The sequence below is a fragment of the Silicimonas algicola genome (genome assembly GCF_003148765.1).
In the GTDB taxonomy this organism is placed as follows: Bacteria; Pseudomonadota; Alphaproteobacteria; order Rhodobacterales; family Rhodobacteraceae; genus Silicimonas; species Silicimonas algicola.
Genome location: NZ_QGGV01000003.1, coordinates 166617 through 187181, shown reverse-complemented (window position 1 = coordinate 187181; position 20565 = coordinate 166617). Strand labels below are relative to the sequence as shown.

Annotated in this window: 18 protein-coding genes; 12 read left to right on the top strand and 6 right to left on the bottom strand. The window is 67.9% G+C overall.

From position 1 onward, the window contains the following. Positions 1-20: 20 nt before the first annotated feature. A complete protein-coding gene (locus tag C8D95_RS08300; RefSeq protein ID WP_109758706.1) occupies positions 21-932 on the bottom strand; it encodes a LysR family transcriptional regulator in 912 nt (303 codons plus the stop codon). 92 nt (positions 933-1024) lie between these two features. Here C8D95_RS08300 and metF point away from each other — a divergent pair, with 92 nt between their 5' ends. After that, the gene (gene metF, locus C8D95_RS08295) at positions 1025-1888 is read left to right on the top strand and encodes a methylenetetrahydrofolate reductase [NAD(P)H] (protein ID WP_109758705.1); all 864 of its coding nucleotides are present in this window, start codon (positions 1025-1027) and stop codon (positions 1886-1888) included. 39 nt (positions 1889-1927) lie between these two features. Beyond that, a complete protein-coding gene (locus C8D95_RS08290) occupies positions 1928-2386 on the top strand; it encodes a PaaI family thioesterase (RefSeq protein WP_109758704.1) in 459 nt (152 codons plus the stop codon). On the opposite strand, the gene C8D95_RS08285 is transcribed toward C8D95_RS08290, so the two are convergent. Together C8D95_RS08285 and C8D95_RS08280 are read right to left on the bottom strand one after the other, a co-directional pair. After that, positions 2361-3455 carry a T6SS phospholipase effector Tle1-like catalytic domain-containing protein gene (locus C8D95_RS08285; RefSeq protein ID WP_420902664.1) on the bottom strand — a complete coding sequence of 365 codons (1095 nt, stop codon included), beginning with the start codon at positions 3453-3455 and terminating at the stop codon, positions 2361-2363. The two genes, C8D95_RS08290 and C8D95_RS08285, sit on opposite strands and share 26 nt — an antisense overlap. A gap of 84 nt (positions 3456-3539) precedes the next feature. After that, a complete protein-coding gene (locus C8D95_RS08280; protein WP_109758702.1) occupies positions 3540-5831 on the bottom strand; it encodes a xanthine dehydrogenase family protein molybdopterin-binding subunit in 2292 nt (763 codons plus the stop codon). A 131-nt stretch (positions 5832-5962) separates the two neighbouring features. Here C8D95_RS08280 and C8D95_RS08275 point away from each other — a divergent pair, with 131 nt between their 5' ends. Next, complete coding sequence (locus C8D95_RS08275; protein WP_109758701.1) at positions 5963-9133, top strand: valine--tRNA ligase; 3171 nt, start codon at positions 5963-5965, stop codon at positions 9131-9133. A gap of 98 nt (positions 9134-9231) precedes the next feature. On the opposite strand, the gene C8D95_RS08270 is transcribed toward C8D95_RS08275, so the two are convergent. Further along, positions 9232-10662 (bottom strand): D-alanyl-D-alanine carboxypeptidase family protein, encoded by a 1431-nt coding sequence (locus tag C8D95_RS08270; protein WP_109758700.1) that lies wholly within the window; start codon positions 10660-10662, stop codon positions 9232-9234. A 167-nt stretch (positions 10663-10829) separates the two neighbouring features. Continuing rightward, entirely contained in the window at positions 10830-11531 is a 702-nt protein-coding gene (locus C8D95_RS08265; RefSeq protein ID WP_109758699.1) for an HAD family hydrolase, read from the bottom strand. A 130-nt stretch (positions 11532-11661) separates the two neighbouring features. On the opposite strand from C8D95_RS08265, the gene clpS reads away from it, so the two are divergent. From clpS to C8D95_RS08250, 3 genes are read left to right on the top strand one after another with little or no spacing between them, the layout of a single operon-like run. Beyond that, a complete protein-coding gene (gene clpS, locus C8D95_RS08260; protein ID WP_420902668.1) occupies positions 11662-11997 on the top strand; it encodes an ATP-dependent Clp protease adapter ClpS in 336 nt (111 codons plus the stop codon). A 22-nt stretch (positions 11998-12019) separates the two neighbouring features. Continuing rightward, positions 12020-13003, top strand: coding sequence for a class I SAM-dependent methyltransferase (locus tag C8D95_RS08255; RefSeq protein WP_109758698.1), 984 nt, complete (start codon positions 12020-12022; stop codon positions 13001-13003). Between the two features lie 5 nt (positions 13004-13008). After that, on the top strand, positions 13009-13815 hold the full coding sequence (locus C8D95_RS08250; protein ID WP_109758697.1) for an SDR family NAD(P)-dependent oxidoreductase: 807 nt from the start codon (positions 13009-13011) through the stop codon (positions 13813-13815). A gap of 9 nt (positions 13816-13824) precedes the next feature. Here the strand turns inward: C8D95_RS08250 and C8D95_RS08245 are convergent, their stop codons facing one another. Further along, the gene (locus C8D95_RS08245) at positions 13825-15603 is read right to left on the bottom strand and encodes a divergent polysaccharide deacetylase family protein (RefSeq protein WP_109758696.1); all 1779 of its coding nucleotides are present in this window, start codon (positions 15601-15603) and stop codon (positions 13825-13827) included. A 129-nt stretch (positions 15604-15732) separates the two neighbouring features. On the opposite strand from C8D95_RS08245, the gene C8D95_RS08240 reads away from it, so the two are divergent. The 6 genes from C8D95_RS08240 to C8D95_RS08215 all read left to right on the top strand — a co-directional run bounded on the left by C8D95_RS08240 (position 15733) and on the right by C8D95_RS08215 (position 20531). Beyond that, complete coding sequence (locus C8D95_RS08240; RefSeq protein ID WP_109758695.1) at positions 15733-16314, top strand: anthranilate synthase component II; 582 nt, start codon at positions 15733-15735, stop codon at positions 16312-16314. Continuing rightward, positions 16311-17327 (top strand): anthranilate phosphoribosyltransferase, encoded by a 1017-nt coding sequence (gene trpD, locus C8D95_RS08235; protein WP_109758694.1) that lies wholly within the window; start codon positions 16311-16313, stop codon positions 17325-17327. Before C8D95_RS08240 ends, trpD begins: the two co-directional genes overlap by 4 nt. Further along, positions 17324-17965: a uracil-DNA glycosylase gene (locus tag C8D95_RS08230; protein WP_420902663.1), complete on the top strand. Its 642-nt coding sequence runs from the start codon at positions 17324-17326 to the stop codon at positions 17963-17965. The genes trpD and C8D95_RS08230 overlap by 4 nt, the downstream gene beginning before the upstream one ends. Before the next feature lie 135 nt (positions 17966-18100). Beyond that, positions 18101-18901, top strand: coding sequence for an indole-3-glycerol phosphate synthase TrpC (trpC, locus tag C8D95_RS08225; protein ID WP_109759010.1), 801 nt, complete (start codon positions 18101-18103; stop codon positions 18899-18901). Next, positions 18898-19377, top strand: a complete 480-nt coding sequence (gene moaC, locus C8D95_RS08220) for a cyclic pyranopterin monophosphate synthase MoaC (protein ID WP_109758693.1) — start codon at positions 18898-18900, stop codon at positions 19375-19377. Before trpC ends, moaC begins: the two co-directional genes overlap by 4 nt. Further along, positions 19374-20531: a molybdopterin molybdotransferase MoeA gene (locus tag C8D95_RS08215; protein WP_109758692.1), complete on the top strand. Its 1158-nt coding sequence runs from the start codon at positions 19374-19376 to the stop codon at positions 20529-20531. Before moaC ends, C8D95_RS08215 begins: the two co-directional genes overlap by 4 nt. Positions 20532-20565: the final 34 nt, after the last annotated feature.

Below are 20565 nucleotides of genomic sequence, written 5' to 3'. Positions count from 1 at the left end.
CACCGAAGGCGGGGCGCGCCCTAAAGGTCGCCCCGCTGCATCTTGACGGGAATGCTGCGCGCAAGCCGAAGAAGATGCGCCACGAAGGGGCGCGTCGCGTCGTCGGTCCGTGTCGCGGCATAAAGACGGCGGGTCAGGCCCCGGTCCGTGATCGGCCGCGTCACGTAGTCGGAATGGTAGCGCACCTCGCGCACGACCCAGTCGGGCAGGACGGCGACGCCCCGGTTCGACGCCACCAGCAGCAGGATCACCGCCGTCAGCTCGACCTGCCGCACCGCGCGGGGCTCGACCTTTGCGGGCGTCAGAAGCTGGCTGAAGACGTCCAGCCGTGACCGCTCCACCGGATAGGTGATCAGAAGCTCGCCCCGGAAATCCTCGGCCTCGACGAAGGGCTTCGCGGCCAGCGGATGCTGGGACGAGGCGACGAAGACGGGCTCGTAGTCGAAGAGGCCCGAGAAGGTGATGCCGTCAAGCGTCTCGGGGTCCGAGGACACGACGAGGTCGACCTCCTCGCGCTGGAGCGCGGGCAGCGCGTCGAAGGCGAGACCGGGGCGGATGTCGACATCGACGTCGGGCCAGGCCTTGCGGAACTCCTCGAGCACCGGGAACAGCCACTCGAAGCAGGCGTGGCATTCGATGGCGATGTGCATCCGGCCCGACTTGCCCGACCTTAGCCCCTCGAACTCGGCCTCCATCGCCTCGAGCTCGGGCAGGATCTTCTCGGCAAGCTTCAGGAGCCGCTGACCGGCCGAGGATAGCTTCAGCGGCTTCGAGCGGCGCACGAACAGCTCTACCCCCGCCTGATCCTCGATGCCCTTTACCTGATGCGACAGGGCGGATTGCGTGATGTTCAGAAGCTCGGCGGCCTGCGTCAGACCTCCGGCCTCGTGGATCGCCCGGATGGTGCGGAGGTGGCGGAACTCAATGTGCATTATGCGGCCGGACTCATGAAGGTGATGAGAATTATGAATTTGTCTCACATGGCCTCGCGTGACACAACATCTTCAACGCATTGGAGTCCGACATGACCGCCACTGTCTCCTACGAGTTCTTCCCGCCACGCTCGGTGGACGCGTCGTTCCGCCTCTGGAACGCCGTCACCGCGCTGAAGCACACCGATCCGGCCTTCGTGTCCGTCACGTACGGCGCGGGCGGCACGACGCGGCAACTGACGCACGAAGCGGTCGAGGCGATCACGGCGCACACCGGCCTGAAGGTCGCCGCGCACCTGACCTGTGTGGACGCTACGCGAGAGGAATCGCTGGAGATCGCGCATCGTTATGCCGACGCGGGCGTGTCCCACATCGTGGCGCTTCGCGGCGATCCGCCGAAAGGCTCGCAAGGCTTCCTCCCCCATCCGCAGGGCTTCGACAGCTCGGTCGACCTCGTCCGCGCGCTGGCCGACACCGGGCGTTTCGAGATCACCGTGGGCGCCTACCCGGACCCGCACCCCGAGGCGGGCTCGGGCGATGCCGACGTCGAGTGGCTGAAGCGCAAGGTGGATGCGGGCGCCACCCGCGCGATCACCCAGTTCTTCTTCGAGGCCGACACCTTCTTCCGCTTCCGCGACCGCTGCGTGAAGGCGGGGATCGAGGCCGAGATCCTGCCGGGCATCCTGCCGATCCAGTCGTGGAAGGGCGCGCACGCCTTCGCCTCCCGCTGCGGCGCGCATATTCCCGAAAAGCTCGTCCACGGCTTCGAGACCGCCGAACGCGACGGGCGGACCGAGCTATACGCGACCGCCGTCTGCACCCAGCTTTGCGATCACCTGCTGCAAGGCGGCGCATCGCACCTGCACTTCTACACGCTCAACGACCCTCACATGACGCGCGACGTGGTTCACGCCCTTGGCCTGGCGCCCGAGACCGCGCTCGAGAAGGTGGCCTGAGCCCTTGCGCACGTCGCGGGCCCGTCTAGGCTCGTGTCCATGAGCATGGACGTCATCACCTCGATGTCGGGGCTGGATTACATGCGGGGCGTCCTGAACGGCTCTCTGCCACACGCCCCCATTCTCGAGCACTTCGGCTTTCGCGTGACCGAGGCCGAGGAGGGCCGCGTCAGCTTCGAGGGCACGCCGGAGGCGCATCACCTGAACCCGATGCAGAGCATCCACGGCGGGTGGTATGGCGCGATACTCGATTCCGCACTGGGTTGCGCGGTGATGTCGAAGCTGCCGAAGGGCACGATCTACACGACGCTGGAATACAAGGTGAACCTGATCCGCGCGATCCGGCCGGGTCAGGCCATGCGCGCCAGTGCCACGGCTGGTCACGTCGGACGGTCGACGGGTGTGGCCACGGCCGAGCTCTACGGTGTCGAGGACGGTCGGCTCTATGCGACCGCGTCGACCACCTGCCTTGTCATGTCGCTTCCCGAGCAGGGTTGAGGTCAGCCGCCACCGCGCGGGCGCGGCGCGACCGGCCAAGCGCGGAAGGGTGAATGGACTCGGATCCGTCCGCGCCCACGACACGCCGCTTCCGCGCCAGAAAGAACTTGCCCCAACCGCGCCAGGTGCCGACGGACGGCGCGTCCGGATCGATCTGAATGCGCGAACGCCATTCGGACGGCAGAGGCAGGTCGCACCGTTCCAGACGCTCAAGCATCCACAGAAGCGGGATGTTCGACAGCGGCCGCGCCGGATCGAAGCCGGCAAGCTGGCCGCCGACGTCGCCGTGGCTACCCCGGAACCAGACCTGCTCGACCTCGCCATCGAACTCATTAGGTGTGTCCCAGAGGACAGGGGCGAACGCCTCGCGCGTCTCGTCGAGCGCGAGGGCGTGATAGCCGCGCCGGACATGGCGGCCCAGGTGGTGGTGATGGAACGAGTGCTTGACCTCGGCCCACTTCCAGACGAAGGGCGCACGGAAGCCGAGAGACTTCACGGTGTCGAAAAGGCCCAGAACCTCGATCGGGGTATCGTCGTGGCAGTATTCGCGCGTGAACTCGGCGCAGACCTCCGACACGGTGTCCGCCTGATAGTGCTTCCAGGCCTCGTTCACCATCCGCTCGGTTGCCTGCTCGGGGCGCAGAAGGCCCACCTGCCCGATGACGCCCGCCAGCGACCGCGCCGCATAGGCGCCGCGCGAGTAGCCGATGAGGAAGATCCGGTCGCCCGGCCGATAGCGCGAGGCAAGCCAGCCATAGACCCGCCGGATCTGGCGGTTGATGCCGCGCCCCTCGATGATGTCGAGCGTCTTCGACCAGTCCTCCCACTGCGTCCCGGCCTCGTAGAGAAGGCCGAGGCGACGCGTGCGCGAGGCTTCTTCAAGCAGCTTGTAGATGAGGCCCACGTTCGTCTCGGCGCCCTCGTCCAGCGTGGACATGGTGCCGTCGAGAAGAACGACATGGTCGACGGGGTCGCGGGTGTGCGGCTGGACCGATCGTTCGGTGCGGCGGAAAAAGCCGAGAAGACCGCTAAGACGCTCGCCCCACCCCATCAGACGCCACTCACACAATACCGGGCCATGTCCTGAAGATAGGACGGCAGTCTAAATTTTTCCACGACTGCCTGCGTCGCGGAAAAGAAACTTTTCGTGTCGTTACTCCGCCGCCATCGACGAGCCGTTCAGCGCGTGCCAGACCTTCGCTGCGGTGAAGGGCATGTCGATGTGAGGGACGCCGCGCGTGGCCAGCGCGTCCGCCACGGCGTTCGAGACGGCGGCCAGTGCCGCGACCGTCCCCGCCTCGCCGCAGCCCTTCATGCCCATGGGGTTCGCGGTCGAAGGCACGGCCTCGGTCACGAAGTGGATCATCGGCATGTCGTCGGCGCGCGGCATCCCGTAGTCCATGAAGGTCGCGGTCAGAAGCTGGCCGGTTTCGTCATAGACGACATGCTCGGTCAAGGCCTGCCCCACGCCCTGGGCGACCCCGCCGTGCACCTGACCTTCGGCCAGCATGGGGTTGATGAGATTGCCGAAATCGTCGGTGACGGAGTACTTCACCAGTTTCACGAGGCCCGTATCGGGGTCGATCTCGACCTCGGCGATATGCGCCCCGTTCGGGAAGGACATCTGCGGCAGCGTGTTCTTTTCGCGCACGTCGAGGATGTCGGTCCGGCCGTCCTCGCGCGCCATCGCCGCGACCTCGATCATCGAGGGCGTGGCGTTCGAGCCGGCGATGCGGAATCGCTCGTCGTCGAAGGTGACCTCGGCGCCGTCGTTCTTGCCCGCCAGGTACTCGGCGAACTGCTTCGTCACGGTATCGACCGTCTTCAGCGTCGCCGCCGACTGCGTCGTGACCGAGCGCGACCCGCCCGTGCCGCCGCCCGACGGAATGAGGTCGGTGTCGCCCTGCACGACCCTGATCTTCTCGACCGGGATGCCGGTCTGGTCGGACAGGAAGGCGGCGTAGACTGTCTCGTGCCCCTGACCGTTCGACTGCGTGCCGACGAAGAGGCTGACGGTGCCGTCTTCCTCGAAGACGACGCGGGCGTGTTCGGACGGATCGCCGAGAATCGATTCGATGTAGTAGCAGAGGCCGAAGCCCCGCAGCTTGCCCTTCGCCTCGCTTTCCTTGCGCCGGGCCGGAAAACCGTCGGCGTCGCACTCGATCTTCGCGCGGTCCATCACCCGGGCGAAATCGCCCACGTCGTAGGTGTCGGCGATGGCGGTCTTGTAGGGAAACTTGGAGGGCGGGATGAAGTTGATCCGCCGCAACTCCCAGGGATCGACGCCCAGCTCGCGCGCGGCGTTGTCCATCGACCGTTCCAGCGCGAAGATCGCCTCGGGCCGCCCCGCGCCGCGATAGGCGTCGATCTGCGTGGTGTTGGTGAAGAACCCTTTCGAGTGCAGCGCGATGTCGCGCACGTCATAGGTGCCCATGGCGACCTTGGCGAAAAGCTCGGTCTGGATCTGCTGGGCGTAGCCCGAGTTGTGGGCACCGAGGTTGCAGAGCGTCTCGACCTTGTAGGCGAGGATGCGGTTGTCGTCGTCGAAGGCGAGCGTCGTGTCCGACAACAGGTCACGTCCGCCGTTGTCGGTCAGCATCGACTCCGTCCGCTCGGCGATCCAGCGCACGGGATGGTTCAGCGCCTTGGCGGCGGCGGCGATCACGAAGTACTCGGGATAATCCATGCCCTTCATGCCGAAGCCGCCGCCCACGTCGGGCGTGGTCACGCGGACGTTCTCGGCGTCGAGCCCGAAGCAACCCGCAAGCTCGGCCTTCAGCCCCCAGACGCCCTGCCCGCTGTAGCCGACGTGCAGCTTGGTGCCGTCCCACTCGGCATAGACGCCGCGCGGCTCCATCGAGTTGACGATGATCCGGTTGTCGAAGATCCGCGTTTTCACGACCTTCGGAGCCTTGGCGATGATGCCCTCGACGCGCTCCATGTCGCCCTTGCCCCAGTCGAAGGCGAGGTTCGACGGCGCTTCCGGATGCAGCGTCTCGCCGCCCTCGGCCATGTCGACCTTGGCGGGCAACTCGTCGATGTCGGCCATGACCGCTTCGGCGGCGTCCTGCGCCTCGCGCTTCGTCTCGGCCACGATCACTGCGATGGCGTCACCGACGAACAGGACCTTGTCGCGGGCCAGGATCGGCCGGGGAGGCAGCGCCCCCTTCGAACCGTCGAGGTTGCGCACGGGCTCGGTCGGCATGGTGTAGTCGATCCCCATCTCGGTGAGATCGGCGGCGGCATAGGCGGCTTTCACGCCCGGCATGTCGCGCACCTCGGAGAGATCGACGGGCGACAGTTTGCCATGCGCGACCTGGCTTCTCACGAAGACCGCGTGCCAGGCGTCCTTCGGCGCCACGTCGTCGATGTAGCGGCCCTGCCCGGTGATGAAGCGGCGGTCCTCGAGGCGGCGCACGGGCTGCGATTTGCCGAACTTGTCCATCTGGTCTCTCCCGGGATGTGTCGGTGCGAACCCTAGCCGCCCTGCCCCCGGTGTCCAGAGGCCGCTGCAGGGTTTCCCTTGCCCGCGCGGGCCGCTAAATGGGGCGCGGAACGCGAAGGACGAGACGGGACATGGAAAAGACTTTCGACGCCAGCGAGGCCGAGCCGCGGATCTATGCCGCCTGGGAAAAGGCGCAGGCCTTCAAGGCCGGGGCCAACGCCTCGTCGGACGAGACCTTCTCGATCATGATCCCGCCGCCGAACGTCACCGGCGTCCTCCACATGGGCCACGCCTTCAACAACACGCTGCAGGACATCCTGACGCGCTGGCACCGGATGCGCGGCCACGACACGCTCTGGCAGCCCGGGCAGGACCACGCCGGCATCGCGACCCAGATGGTCGTCGAGCGCGAATTGGCGAAAGCCGGGAACGTCGGCCGGCGCGAGATGGGGCGCGAGGCCTTCACCGCGAAGGTCTGGGAGTGGAAGAAGCAGTCCGGCGGCACGATCATCGAGCAGTTGAAGCGCCTCGGCGCCTCCTGCGACTGGTCGCGCAACGCCTTCACCATGTCGGGCGCCCCGAATGCGCCAGAGGGCGAGGAGGGCAACTTCCACGACGCCGTCATCAAGGTCTTCGTCGACATGTACGACAAGGGCCTGATCTATCGCGGCAAGCGGCTGGTGAACTGGGACCCGCATTTCGAGACGGCGATCTCCGACCTCGAGGTCGAGAACACCGAGGTCGACGGCCACATGTGGCACTTCAAGTACCCGCTCGCGGGCGGTGCCACCTATGAATACGTCGAGAAGGACGAGGACGGGAACGTCCTCTTCACCGAGACGCGCGATTACATCTCCATCGCCACCACGCGCCCCGAGACCATGCTGGGCGACGGCGCGGTCGCGGTCCATCCCTCCGACGCGCGCTATGCCCCCATCGTGGGCCAGCTCTGCGAGATCCCGGTCGGCCCGAAGGAACACCGCCGCCTGATCCCCATCATCACCGACGAATACCCCGACCCCACCTTCGGCTCGGGCGCGGTGAAGATCACCGGGGCGCACGACTTCAACGACTACCAGGTGGCCAAGCGCGGCGGCATCCCGATGTACCGCCTGATGGACACGAAGGGGGCCATGCGCGAGGACGGCGCTCCCTATGCCGAGGCAGCGGCGCTGGCGCTGTCGGTCGCCAAGGGCGAGCGCACGCTCTCCGAAGCCGAGGCCGACGCGATCAACCTGGTGCCGGACGACCTGCGCGGGTTGGACCGCTTCGAGGCACGGAAGCGAGTCGTCGAGCAGATCACCTCCGAGGGTCTGGCGGTGATGACCTCCGCGGACGACCCGCGGCTCGGGGCGCGGAAGTCTGTCCCGGCCGGAGAGCCTGCCCCGGCCGGAGAGCCGGGGCCCCGCGAGGTCCCGGATCAGGCCCGGGACATGGTGCCGCTCGTCGAGGCCAAGAAGATCATGGCCCCCTACGGCGACCGCTCGAAGGTCGTCATCGAGCCGATGCTGACGGACCAGTGGTTCGTCGACACCGCCAAGATTGTCGGCCCCGCGCTGGAGGCCGTCCGCGACGGCACGGTCGAGATCCTGCCCGAGCAACACAGACGGGTCTACTTCAACTGGCTCGAGAGCATCGAGCCCTGGTGCATCTCGCGCCAGCTCTGGTGGGGGCATCAGATCCCGGTTTGGTATTTCCCGGGCCGGAATTCAGACGGTTCCGCAGGCAATCCAGACGGCTCCTCAACCGATAAGCTGACCATTTGCGCCGCGAACTTCGATGAAGTTCAGCGCATTGCTAAGGAGCGCTTCGGAGCAGATCGCGTAGTCGAGATCCCTTCTGACTTCACACTCGCCGACAACAATCCAATCGACGCGTATTTGACCAATGCGCTGATGGAAGAGACGGTCGAAAGCCTACGGAAGGACGAAGAGGAAGCCGGCCGACGAGTTTCAGAGGCACTACTCCGCGATATTCAGGCCAACACTATGGTCGCCTACCGCGACCCCGACGTCCTCGACACCTGGTTCTCTTCCGGTCTCTGGCCCATCGGCACCCTCGGCTGGCCCGAGGACACGCCCGAACTGAAGAAATACTTCCCCACTTCCGTCCTCATCACCGGCTTCGACATCATCTTCTTCTGGGTCGCGCGGATGATGATGATGCAATACGCCGTCGTGGGCGAACGCCCCTTCGACACCGTCTACGTCCACGCGCTCGTCCGCGACGAGAAGGGCAAGAAGATGTCGAAGTCGCTCGGCAACGTCCTCGACCCCTTGGAGCTGATCGACGAATACGGCGCCGACGCGGTGCGCTTCACGGTGACCTCGATGGCCGCGATGGGCCGCGACCTGAAGCTTTCGCCGCAGCGCATCGCGGGCTATCGCAACTTCAGCACGAAGCTCTGGAACGCCGCGCGCTTCGCCGAGATGAACGGCGTCTTCGGCCATGCCCGCTGGCAACCGGGCACGCCGCTCACCGCCACCGCGAACAAGTGGATCGTGGGCGAGGTCGCCCGCGCGCGCATCGACCTCGACGCCGCCCTCGACGCCTTCCGGTTCAACGACGCGGCGAACGGGCTTTACGCCTTCGCCTACACCTTCTTCGACTGGTACGTCGAATTCGCCAAGCCTCTCCTCGACGGCGAGGCGGCGGACGAGACCCGCGCGGTCTATGGCTGGGCGCTCGACCAGCTTCTCCTGATGCTGCACCCCATCATGCCCTTCATCACCGAAGAGCTGTGGGAGCTGTCGGCGACCCGCGACAAGATGCTCGTCCACGGCGACTGGCCGACCTACGGCGAGGAACTGATCGACGCCGACGCGCTGTCCGAGATGCGGTGGGTGCGCGACGTGATCGAGAAGGTCCGCTCGGTGCGCGGCGAGATGAACGTGCCGAAGTCGGTCAAGGCCCCGCTCCTGAAGCTGTCGCTCGACGAGGCGGGCGAAGCGGCCTGGGCGCGGAACGAGGCGCTGATCCTGCGCGACCGCGAAGCCGGGATCGACAGTCTGACGGCGGCAGAGGCCGCTCCGAAGGGCGCCGCCACCATCGCCGTCGGCGGCGGCACCTTCGCGCTGCCTCTCGAAGGGCTGATCGACGTCGGTGCCGAGCGCGCGCGTCTTGGCAAGACGGTCGAGAAGCTGCGGAAGGAGCTTGGCGGTCTCGAAGGGCGTCTGAAGAACCCGAAGTTTCGCGAGAACGCCGCACCCGAGGTCATCGAGGAAACCGAGGCTCTCGCGTCGGAGAAGGGCGAGGAGCTGAACCGCCTCGACACCGCGCTGTCACGGCTCGCCGAGCTTTAGGGCTTCATCGGTCGGCAAATATCCCGGGGGTCGCCATCGGAGCGCCATCGGTCCGAGCGACGATGGCGACGGGGCAGAGCACCCACCTGCGCACTGTCTCAGCCCGGACCGACCGGTGTGCAGTTGACGTTCTGCGCCGTCAGCCGCTTGCAGGCCATCTCGGCCTTCGCTTCCGACAGGCCGACGAAGTTCGCCTCCCATCCCTTCGGGCTGCGGACGACCTTGCGGAGCGCCGAGTCGAGCGTCGACATCTCGACGAGGGCGGTCTGAAGCAGCACGCGCTCGGCCTCGTTGCGGGTGTTGAAGCGGCCGACGTTGATCGCCCAGTGCTGCCCGCCCGAGGTCGAGACGCGGGTGACGACGACGGGACCGTCGGCAAGGCTTGCGATGGCGCGCGAGGGCTCCTCCTCCGATCCCTCGGCCAGGCCGGGGCGCGGCGCGGGGCGCAGGAAGGCGCCGGCGAGGCTTGCGGCCTGAACTGCGACAGGCGCGGGCTGCGGAACCGGGATCGCGGCTTCCGCCACCGCCACCTCGGCCAGGACGTCGGATATGCCCGCCGCCAGGGCGACCAGGGTCTCGCCGCTCACGTCGTCGCCGGGCCGTCCCGCCGGACGTGGCGAGCGTGCGATGAGGCCCGACGCGACAAGGGCGGGCTCCGAGGCGGCCTCGCCCCGGCCCGCACCCGAAAGGTCCGGCCTGCGCGGCTTGACGACGGCGACCTGGCTCGGCGCGCGTTCGAAGCCCAGATCCAGAAGCTCCGCGATCTTGGCGGTGCGCCATGGCGTCGACCTTCCGCCGAAGACCGTCGCGATGATCCGCTCCTGCCCACGCTCGGCCGAGGCGACGAGGTTGTAGCCCGCCGCGCGGGTGTAGCCGGTCTTGATGCCGTCCGCGCCGCGATAGGCGTCGAGAAGGCGGCGGTTGGTGTTCGACACCGTCTTCGAGCCCGCGTTGGTCGAGCGGCGCGAGAACAGGTTGTAGTATTCGGGGAAGTCGTAGAACAGGTGCCGCCCGAGCGTCGTCATGTCCCGCGCGGTCGACAGGTGCCCGCTTTCGGTCAGCCCATGCGCGTTGCGGAAGGTCGACGAGGTCATGCCAAGCGCCTGTGCCGAGCGGGTCATGCGCCGCGCGAAGGCGGCTTCGCTGCCGGACACGGCCTCGCCCAGGGCGGTCGCGGCGTCGTTCGCAGATTTGACGGCGGCGGCCCGGATCAGGTCGCGGATGCGAATCTTCTGGCCCGCCTTCAGACCCAGGCGCGACGGCGGTTCGCCCGCCGCCTTGTTCGAGATCGTGACCTGCGTGTCGAGACTGAGTTCACCGCGCTCGATCGCGTCGAAGACGACGTAAAGCGTCATCATCTTGGTCAGCGATGCGGGATGAAGCCGGGTGTCGGCGTTGCGGGAATGGATGATTTCCCCCGATCGCGCGTCGATCACCATCGCCGCGTAGGGTGCGCCCTGCACCACACCGACCGAAAGGAAGAAAGAGAGGATACACGCCTGGAAGACGATGCGGATGCCCGACACCATACTGCCCCTTTTGCCTCAATATTAGCGTTCCGATCGTTTGGCGCCGGAACAATGCTCGTTTTTCCAAGCCTAACACGTGTCAAATCAACAGAAAATAACGAATTTCCCGTAAATTGACGTCGTTGGCGGGATGCTACCAGATGGCGTGTGGCGGGACGAATAGAGCGCTATATGTTGCGCTCGATATCCGCCACCAAATCAGGCAATTCTCCCAGGCCTTCGATCCGGCGGTAACGCGGCGACTCGACAGGCTCACGGGCGGCCTCCAGGGCCCAGGTCTCGCCGTGCGGAACCCAGACGCCCCAGCCGCCGACCTCGATCACCGGATTGACGTCGCTTTTCAGCGAATTGCCGACCATCAGCGCCTGATCCGACGCAATTCCGCGTCCCGTGAATATGCCTGCATAAACGCGGGGCGACTTGTCCGAGACGATCTCGACCCCGTCGAAAACGTCGCCCAGGCCCGATTGCGCAAGCTTGCGCTCCTGGTCCAGGAGATCGCCCTTGGTGACAAGAAGCAGGGTTCGGCCCTCGGCAAGCCTGTGCACCGTTTCCTCGACGCCGGGCAAAAGTTCGATGGGATGCGCCAGCATCTCGTGCCCCGCGCGCAGGATCTCGGCTATCACCTCGCCCGAGACGCGGTTCTGCGTCACCTCGAGCGCCGTTTCGATCATCGACAGGACGAATCCCTTGATGCCGAATCCGTACCGCCCGATGTTGCGCCGCTCGGCGTCCAGAAGACGCGCCTCGAGATGGTCGCGGTCGGCGTGTGACTTCAGGAGGTCGTGAAAGCGCTCCTGCGTCAGGCGAAAGAAGCGCTCGTTGTGCCAGAGCGTGTCGTCGGCATCGAAGCAGATGGCGGTCAGCATGGCCCGCGTGATGCCCCCGATCGGGGGCCGGGGCAAGATCGAGGCCCGCCTCCCTCTTTTCACTTGGGCCCGAACGCTTATATTGTGGCGCCTGTCCCCGCAACGATCGAAGGTGCCCGTGAGCCCCCGTTTGCTTCATAGACTGGCCAAAGGCGACGACACGACGCCCGGAAACGATTCCGGCGTCCTGACCGAGACCAAGCCGACGACTCAGCGGCCGCCGCTCTACAAGGTGATGCTGCTGAATGACGACTACACGCCGATGGAGTTCGTCGTGCATGTCCTCGAGCGGTTTTTCGGGATGAACCACGCGCAGGCCCTCGACCTGATGCTGACGGTCCACAAGAAGGGGCTGGCCGTCGTGGGCGTGTTCTCGTTCGAGGTGGCCGAGACCAAGGTGGCGCAGGTGATGGACTTCGCGCGCCGCCATCAGCACCCGCTGCAATGCACGATGGAGAAGGAGTGAGGCCCTTGCCTCGCTCTCGTCCATGCTGTCCGACCGCCTGACACTCGCGCTCGAAAGGGGCCTCGCCGCCCTGCCCGCGAGCGGCACCATCGCGGTCGTCGAGCCGCCTGCTGACGCCGACCTGTCGGCCCTGCCCCGCGACCGTGTCGAGGTGATCGCCCGCCAGTTTCCCGCACACCGGCGCTTCGCGGCGGAGGGATTCGCGATGCGCGAGACGCCGGGCGGGCCCTATGCCCTCGCCTTCCTCTCCCTTCCCCGCGCGAAGGACGCGGCGCGCGATCTCATCGCGCGAACGGCGGCGGCGACGGATGGCCCGGTGCTGGTCGACGGCCAGAAGACCGACGGGATCGATTCGATGCTGAAGGACCTGCGGGCGCGGGCCGAGGTGAGCGAGGCGATCTCGAAGGCGCACGGCAAGATCTTCGCGCTCTCGGGCGGCACCTTCGACGATTGGCTCGAGACCCCCGCCCGGGTCGCGGGCGGCTTCGCCACCCGGCCCGGCGTCTTCTCGGCCGACGGACCGGACCCTGCGTCCGAAGCGCTGGCTGCCGCCCTGCCCGACCTCAAGGGCGCGGTCGTCGACCTCGGCGCGGGATGGGGCTTCCTGTCGCGGGCGATCCTGACCCGCAAGGGCGTCACCCGGCTCGACCTCGTCGAGGCGGACCACGCCGCCCTCGACGCGGCGCGCGAGAACGTGACCGATCCCCGCGCCCACTTCCACTGGGCCGATGCGCGCGACTGGCGGCCCGAGACCCCGGCCGATCACGTCGTCACCAATCCGCCCTTTCATGCCTCGCGCCGGGCCGATCCCGAACTGGGCCGTGACTTCATCCGCGCTGCCGCCCAGATGCTGAAACCTCACGGCACGCTCTGGCTTGTGGCGAACCGCCATCTGCCCTACGAAAAGACGCTGGACGAGGCCTTCCGCGAGGTCCGTGCCCTGGACCCCTCCGGTCCGTTCAAGCTTTATGCCGCAAGCCGGCCGCGCGCCCCCCGGAAAGGATAGCCTCCATGTCGTTCTCCATCGCGGGCAAGACCGCCGTCGTCACCGGCGCGGCCAACGGGGTCGGCCTCGCCATCGCGCGCCACTTCGTCGAGAAGGGCGCGCGCGTCATGTTTGCGGACATGGACGAGGAGAGGCTTCAGGCCGAACTCGGCTCCGGCACCGACGAAGAGGACAGCGTCGCCTGGTTTGCCGGCGACCTGCGCCAGAAACTGACGCTGGCCAATCTTCTGTCGGCGACGCTCGACCGCTTCGACCGTGTCGACATCCTGGTGAACGGCTCGCGCAAGCTTCTGGTCGGCGATCCGCTGGATTCCGACGAAGACGGCTTCGAGGCGACGCTCCAGCAGAACCTCCTGCCCACGCTTCGCGTCACGCAGACCTTCGCGCGCCGGATGATCCGCCAGGCCGAGGAGGACGACGACGACGCGCCCGCGGGCTCGATCATCAACCTGTCGTCCATCGCCGCGCGCCGGACCCAGCCCGGGCTGATGGCCTTTTCGGTGACCTCGGCGGCGATCGACCAACTCACCCGGTCGATGGCCGTGTCGCTTGCCCCGCACCGCATCCGGGTCAATGGCATCGCCCTCGGCTCAGTGATGACCACGGGGCTTCAGTCTTCGCTCAAGTCTCAGGACGACCTCAGGGGCCGGATCCTCGCGGCGACGCCGCTGAACCGGATCGCCAGCGCCTCGGAAGTGGCCGAGGTCGCGCATTTCCTCGCCTCCGAGGCCTCGGGCTTCATGACCGGCCGCGTCCTGACCGTGGACGGCGGACGCACCCTCGTCGACGCCGCCGACGCCCCCGCGCACTGACGTCCGGTACTACTGCGAGGCCAGCGCTGCCGAGATCGGGGCAAGCGTGACGTTCCGGTTGCCGATGGCCCATTCCACCACCGCGACCAGCGTGTCGGGCCGCGTCGTGCCGACGAGGATCACCGCGTCGTCCTGGCGCGCCCGGAAGGCGGCCCGGTCAAGGGTGCGGCGGATCTGCTCGCCCGTTTCGCCGTCGCCGTCGATGTTGCGGAACACGAGCCCGGTCTTTATCCCGGCCCGTCCCGCGATCTGGTGGGCGGCGTTCAGCCCGCGCGGAAAGGTGACGAGGCCGTGGCCGGTGTCCGAGATCGCATCGACGATCTGTTGCACGGCGGCGCGGTCGGATTGGAAGCTCGCGCCTGAAACGTCCATCAGCGCGACCGCCTCGGGGACAAGGTCGAGGTTCGCGCGCAAGGCCTGCTCGACGTCCTGGGGCTGCGCGTTCTCGGGCAGCGACGGGATCAGCACGACTTCGCGGCCCGCCGCACGATAGCGGCGCGCGGCCTCGGCGGCGTCGGGCGTGGCGGCGTCGATGGCGAAGGACACGAACGGCGGAAGCTGGGCCAGTTGCGCCTCGGTCAGGATCGGCCCGTCCTGCACGAGAACGACCGAGACGAGCGCGGCGTTCTCGGGGTTCTCGAACGGCACGGCGAAGGCTTCCAGAGCCGGTCCCTGGGGCGCATCGCTCTCGGCCATCTCAGCGTCTTCGGTCACCTCGGCGGCAACTTCGGCGCCGGGGGTCGGAGCGACGACCGTGCCGCCGATCTGCGGCAACCGGCTGGTGGAGGCGCCCTGGTCCGTGTCGGTGAGCGTATCCACCGGCGAGAAGAACGAGGAGTCGCTTCCGTCGACGGTGACGGTGGCGGCGCCGTTGCCGCTGCCGGGCGCCGTCTCGACGATCACGGGCTGAGGTGCAGGCTGGGGTTCGGGCGCAGGCTCCGCCGCAGGCGCGGGCACAGGCTCCGCCGCGGGCTCCTGCTCCGGTTGAGGCTCGGGTTCCGGTTCAGGTTCCGGGGCGGGCTCTGGGGCCGCCGCGACGATATCTGCCTCCGGCTGCTCGACCGCCTCGACCGCGGGCGACGGCAGGCTGGGGCCGTCCTCGACCTCCGCCATGCCGGGAAGCGACGGCTCGCCGCCCACTTCGGGCGCTGCCTGCTCCGCCGGCTCGGTTCCTGCTGTCGAGACCTGCGGCGCGGGATCGGCGGCCGGGCTCGTCGGTGTTTCGGCCTGCGCAGTCGGCAAGGCCGCTATCTCGGTCTCGACGACGGGAGGCGTCGACGAAGCCGCCTCGACCGCGTCGGAGTCGGCGCTCTCGCCTGGCGCATCGGCTTCGACGGGCGCGGCGGTCTGCGTATCGGGCGCATCGACCGGCGTCTCGGGGACCGTCAACGACGGGTTTCCGCTGTCGGGCGCGACGTCGGTCGACGGTGTTTCAGCCGTGGCCTCCGATGCCTCGGGCGCGTCGCCCAGAGCCTCGGGCGCGTCGATCGCGGGTGTGGGCACGTCGAGAGACGCGGTATCGAGCGAGGGCGCGGTCTCGGACGGCGTCTCGGGGACGGTCACGCTGCCCGTGATCTCGGCGGCGGGCCGCGTCTCGGGCGCGGGCACGACCGGATCGGTCTCGGGCCGCGCCTGGTCGAATTCGCTGCCGCCCGGCACCTGAACCTCGGCCGCCTCGGGCCGGGGGAAAGACAACTGCTGTCGCTCCATCGTCTGGCTCGACACCAGAAGCAGGCCAAGCCCGACGATTCCGCCCCAGAAAATCCCTGCAAGAAAGCCGCGTCCCACCGGTCTTTCCTCCGATCTGCTCTAATGCCCGCGGGCGCCTTGACGTAAGGTGGCGCCTCTGGTCGAAGTATACCCGCGCTTTCGGGCGCTGACACCCCATATCTGCATAGGGCCGCAAGGCGTGACGAAATGCTGCTGCTGATCGACAACTACGACAGCTTTACCTTCAACCTCGTCCACTACCTGGGCGAGTTGGGGGCGGACTGCGTCGTGAAACGCAACGACGCGCTGAACGTGCAGGAGGCGATGGCGCTGAACCCCTCCGGCATCATCCTGTCCCCCGGTCCCTGCGACCCCGACCGCGCCGGCATCTGCCTTGCCCTGATCGAGGCCGCGGCCGAGACGAACACCCCGCTCTTCGGCGTCTGCCTCGGGCACCAGGCCATTGGCCAGGCCTTCGGCGGCAAGGTCGTGCGCGCGGGCGAGATCGTTCACGGCAAGATGGGCCACATCCTGCACGAAGGTCGCGGCGTCTTCGCCGGGCTTCCGTCCCCCCTGAAAGGCACGCGCTACCATTCGCTCGTCGTCGAGCGCGCGAGCCTGCCGGACAGCCTCGAGGTCACCGCCTGGTTGGAGGACGGCACGATCATGGGCCTGCGTCACCGCGAGAAGCCGATCGAAGGCGTTCAGTTCCACCCCGAGTCGATCCGCTCCGAGCATGGTCACACCCTTCTGAAGAATTTCCTCTCCCGCGTGCCGGAGCCCGCATGAGCGACGCGATGAAACCCCTGATCTACGCCGCCTCCGAAGGGCCGCTGTCCCGCTCGCAGGCGACCGAGGCCTTCCGCATCATCTTCGAGGGCGCCGCGACGCCCGCGCAGATGGCGGGCCTTCTGATGGCGATGCGCGCCCGGGGCGAGGCCGTGTCGGAATACGCCGCCGCCGCCGCCGTCATGCGCTCGAAATGCTCGGCGGTCCGCGCGCCCGAAGGTGCAATGGACATCGTCGGCACCGGCGGCGACGGCAAGGGCACGCTCAACATCTCGACCGCGACCGCCTTCGTCGTCGCGGGCGCGGGCGTGCCGGTGGCGAAGCACGGCAACCGCAACCTGTCGTCGAAGTCGGGAGCGGCCGACGTTCAGGGCCAGATGGGCATCGACGTCATGGTCGGCCCCGAGGTCGTCGAGCGCGCGCTGCAGGAGGTCGGCATCGGCTTCATGATGGCGCCCATGCACCACCCGGCGATGAAGCACGTCATGCCCGTCCGCCAGGAACTCGGATGCAAGACGATCTTCAACATCCTGGGACCCCTGACGAATCCGGCAGGCGTCAAGCGCCAGCTTACCGGCGCCTTCGCCATCGACCTGATCCATCCGATGGCCGAGACGCTGCAGCTTCTGGGGTCCGAGGCCGCCTGGCTGGTCCACGGCGCGGACGGCACCGACGAGATCTCGATCTCCGGCACCACCTCTGCCGCGATCCTGAAGGACGGCGAGATCACTTCGGCCGAGATCCACCCCGAGGATGCAGGCCTGCCCGTTCACCCCTTCCGCGACATCCTGGGCGGCACGCCCGAGGAGAACGCGACCGCCTTCCGCGCGCTGCTCGACGGTCAGCCCGGCGCCTACCGCGACGCGGTCATTCTGAACGCCGCCGCTGCCCTCGTGATCGCCGAAAAGGCGGCCGACCTGCACGAGGGCGCGGCGATCGCCGCCGAAAGCATCGACTCGGGCGCGGCGCGCGGCAAGCTCGAGGGGCTGGCGCGCGTCACCTCCGGCGCGTGATTTCGCCGGACCTTGGCGACTGGGCCGACCTGCCCTTCTTCGACCGCGACTGGCCGCGGCTCCAGGCGGCGATCGCCGTCGAGACGCGACTGATCCTGCCGCCAGAAGATCAACGCTTCGCCGCCCTCTCCCGCTGCCAGCCCGACGCCACCCGCGTCGTGATCCTGGGGCAGGACCCCTACCCGACCCCGGGCCACGCCAACGGCCTCGCCTTCTCGGTCGCCGAGGGTGTGAAGCTGCCCCCGTCGCTGAAGAACATCTTCCGCGAGATGAAGGACGATCTGGGCCGCGCACCGGCGAGCGGAGACCTGTCGCCCTGGGCCGACCAGGGCGTTCTCCTCCTCAACACCGCGCTTTCGGTCCCGGCAGGCGTCAAGAACGGCCACGCCTCCCTCGGCTGGCGTCGACTGACCGAGGAGGTGATGGCGCGCCTGTCGGACCGCCCTCGCGCCTTCGTCCTCTGGGGCGCGCCGGCGCAGTCCTTCCGGCGGTTCGTGACCGGAGACGGCCATCTCTTCCTGGAAAGTCCGCACCCCTCGCCCCTGTCGGCCTATCGCGGGTTCTTCGGCTCGCGCCCGTTCAGCCGGGTCAACACCTGGCTCGACGGGCGGGGTGAGACGCCGGTCGACTGGGCCTGACGCATCGGACTGATGCGTATTTGGGGCAAGATGAAGCGGAAGGCGCGCCCTGCCCTTCATCTTGCCGAAAATACGCGGACAAGTCCCGCGCCGCCGGCGCTTTCCTCGGGCCGGCGAACAGGTTATCCACGGGCCATGACCGACGTTCTGGACCACATCAAGGCCTACAAGCTGGACGAGATCGCCGCCGCCAAGGTCGCGCGGCCGCTGTCCGGCGTCGAGGACGCCGCGCGGGCCGCCTCCGCGCCGAGGGGGTTCGCGCATGCGCTCGTGCAGGCCTCCCGGACCGGCTATGGCCTCATCGCCGAGATCAAGAAGGCGAGCCCGTCGAAGGGCCTGATCCGGCCCGACTTCGATCCGCCCGCGCTGGCCCGCGCCTATGAGGCCGGAGGGGCTACCTGCCTGTCCGTCCTGACCGATGCGCCGTCGTTCCAGGGCGCACCTGGCTTTCTGACGGCGGCGCGAGACGCTGTGGCGTTGCCCTGCCTCAGGAAGGACTTCCTCTACGACACCTACCAGGTCGCCGAGGCGCGGGCCTGGGGCGCGGATTGCATCCTCATCATCATGGCGAGCGTGTCCGACGCGCAGGCCGCCGAGCTGGAGGCCGCAGCGACCGACTGGGGCATGGACGTCCTCGTCGAGGTCCACGACGAGGCCGATCTCGACCGCGCGCTTGCGCTGAAGTCGCCGCTTCTCGGCGTGAACAACCGCAACCTCCGCACCTTCGAGACCGACCTCGGCACGACCGAGAGGCTGGCTGCCCGCGTGCCCGGGGGCAAGATGCTGGTGGCAGAAAGCGGGCTTGTCACGCCGGACGACCTGGCACGTCTCGCCCGCGTCGGGGCGCGGACGTTCCTGATCGGCGAAAGCCTGATGCGGCAGGCCGATGTGACGGCCGCCACCCGCGCGATCCTTGCCGACCCCGTACCAGCATGAGCGGGCTGACCCACTTCGACGGACAGGGCCACGCGCATATGGTCGACGTGTCCGGCAAGGCCGTCACAGACCGCCTTGCGGTCGCAGAGGGCTGGGTGAGGATGCGTGCCGAAACTCTTGATCTCATTACCGAAGGTCGTGCGAAGAAGGGCGACGTCCTGTCCGTCTCGCGGCTGGCGGGCATCATGGGCGCGAAGAAGACGGCCGAGCTGATCCCGCTCTGCCATCCCCTACCGATCACCAAGGTCGCACTGGACCTGACCGCCGACCCCTCGCGGCCCGGCATCCGCGTCGAGGCAAGCGTCAAGACCTCGGGCCAGACCGGCGTCGAGATGGAGGCGCTGACCGCCGTCGCCGTGGCCTGCCTCACCGTCTACGACATGGTGAAGGCGGTCGAGAAGGGCATGGTGATCGAGGACGTGCGCCTTCTGCTCAAGGACGGCGGCAAATCGGGCCGCTACGAGGCGGCCGGGTGATTTCGGTCGACGAGGCGCTGGCCCATGTCTTCGCGCTGGTCACGCGAGTGGACTCCGAAGAGGTGCCCCTGCGGAACGCCGCGGGCCGCGTTCTGGCGGCAGATGTGGTGGCGCTCCGGAACCAGCCGCCGTTCCGCGCCTCGGTCATGGACGGCTATGCCGTCGCGGGCGACGGGCCCTGGCGCGTCGTGGGCCAGGCGGCGGCGGGTCACGCCTTTGCGGGCTCGGTCGCTGACGGCGATGCGGTGCGGATCTTCACGGGCGGCGTCGTGCCCGAAGGTGCCGACAGGGTCGTGATCCAGGAGGATGTCGTCGTCACCGGCGAACGGATTTCGCTTGGTGCAGGTCCGGATTCAGAACGCTACATCAGGGAGATAGGGGCGGACTTCAAGGTGGGCGACCGCCTGGCCGCGCCGCGCCGCCTGACGCCCGCCGACGTGGCGCTTGCCGCGTCGATGAACGTGCCCCGTGTGACGGTCGCGCGGCGTCCCCGCCTCGCGATCATCGCCACCGGCGACGAACTGGTGATGCCGGGCGAAGACCCTCGTCCCGACCAGATCATCGCGTCGAACAGCTTCGGCCTCGCCGCGATGGCCGAGGCGGAGGGCGCCGAAGTCAGGCTACTTCCGGTCGCGCGCGACACCCGCGCCTCGCTCACGACGGTCTTCGGCCTTGCACGCGACGCCGACCTTGTCGTGACCATCGGTGGGGCGTCCGTGGGCGACCACGACCTTGTCGGCGAGGTCGCCGCCGACCTCGGGATGGAACGTGCCTTCTACAAGATCGCGATGCGGCCCGGAAAGCCGCTGATGGCTGGGCGTATGGGACAGGCGGCGATGGTCGGGCTGCCAGGGAACCCGGTTTCAGCCATGGTCTGCGGGCATCTTTTCCTTCGGCCGATGCTGCGCGCGATGCAGGGCCTGCCCGCCGAGAGACTGCGCGAAGGCGAGGCCATCCTGTCCGCTCCGCTTGGGCCGAACGGTCCGCGTCAGCATTACATGCGCGCTTGCCGCGACGACGACGGCATCCGGGCGGCCGAGCGGCAGGACAGTTCGCTTCTCACCGTCCTCGCGGGTGCGAACGTGCTGATCGTGCGTCCGCCGCACGATCCCGCACGCCACGTCGGGGAGCAGGTTAGGTACATAAACCTTTAAAGAGTTTGACACAAAACGGGAACGCGACTAGAAC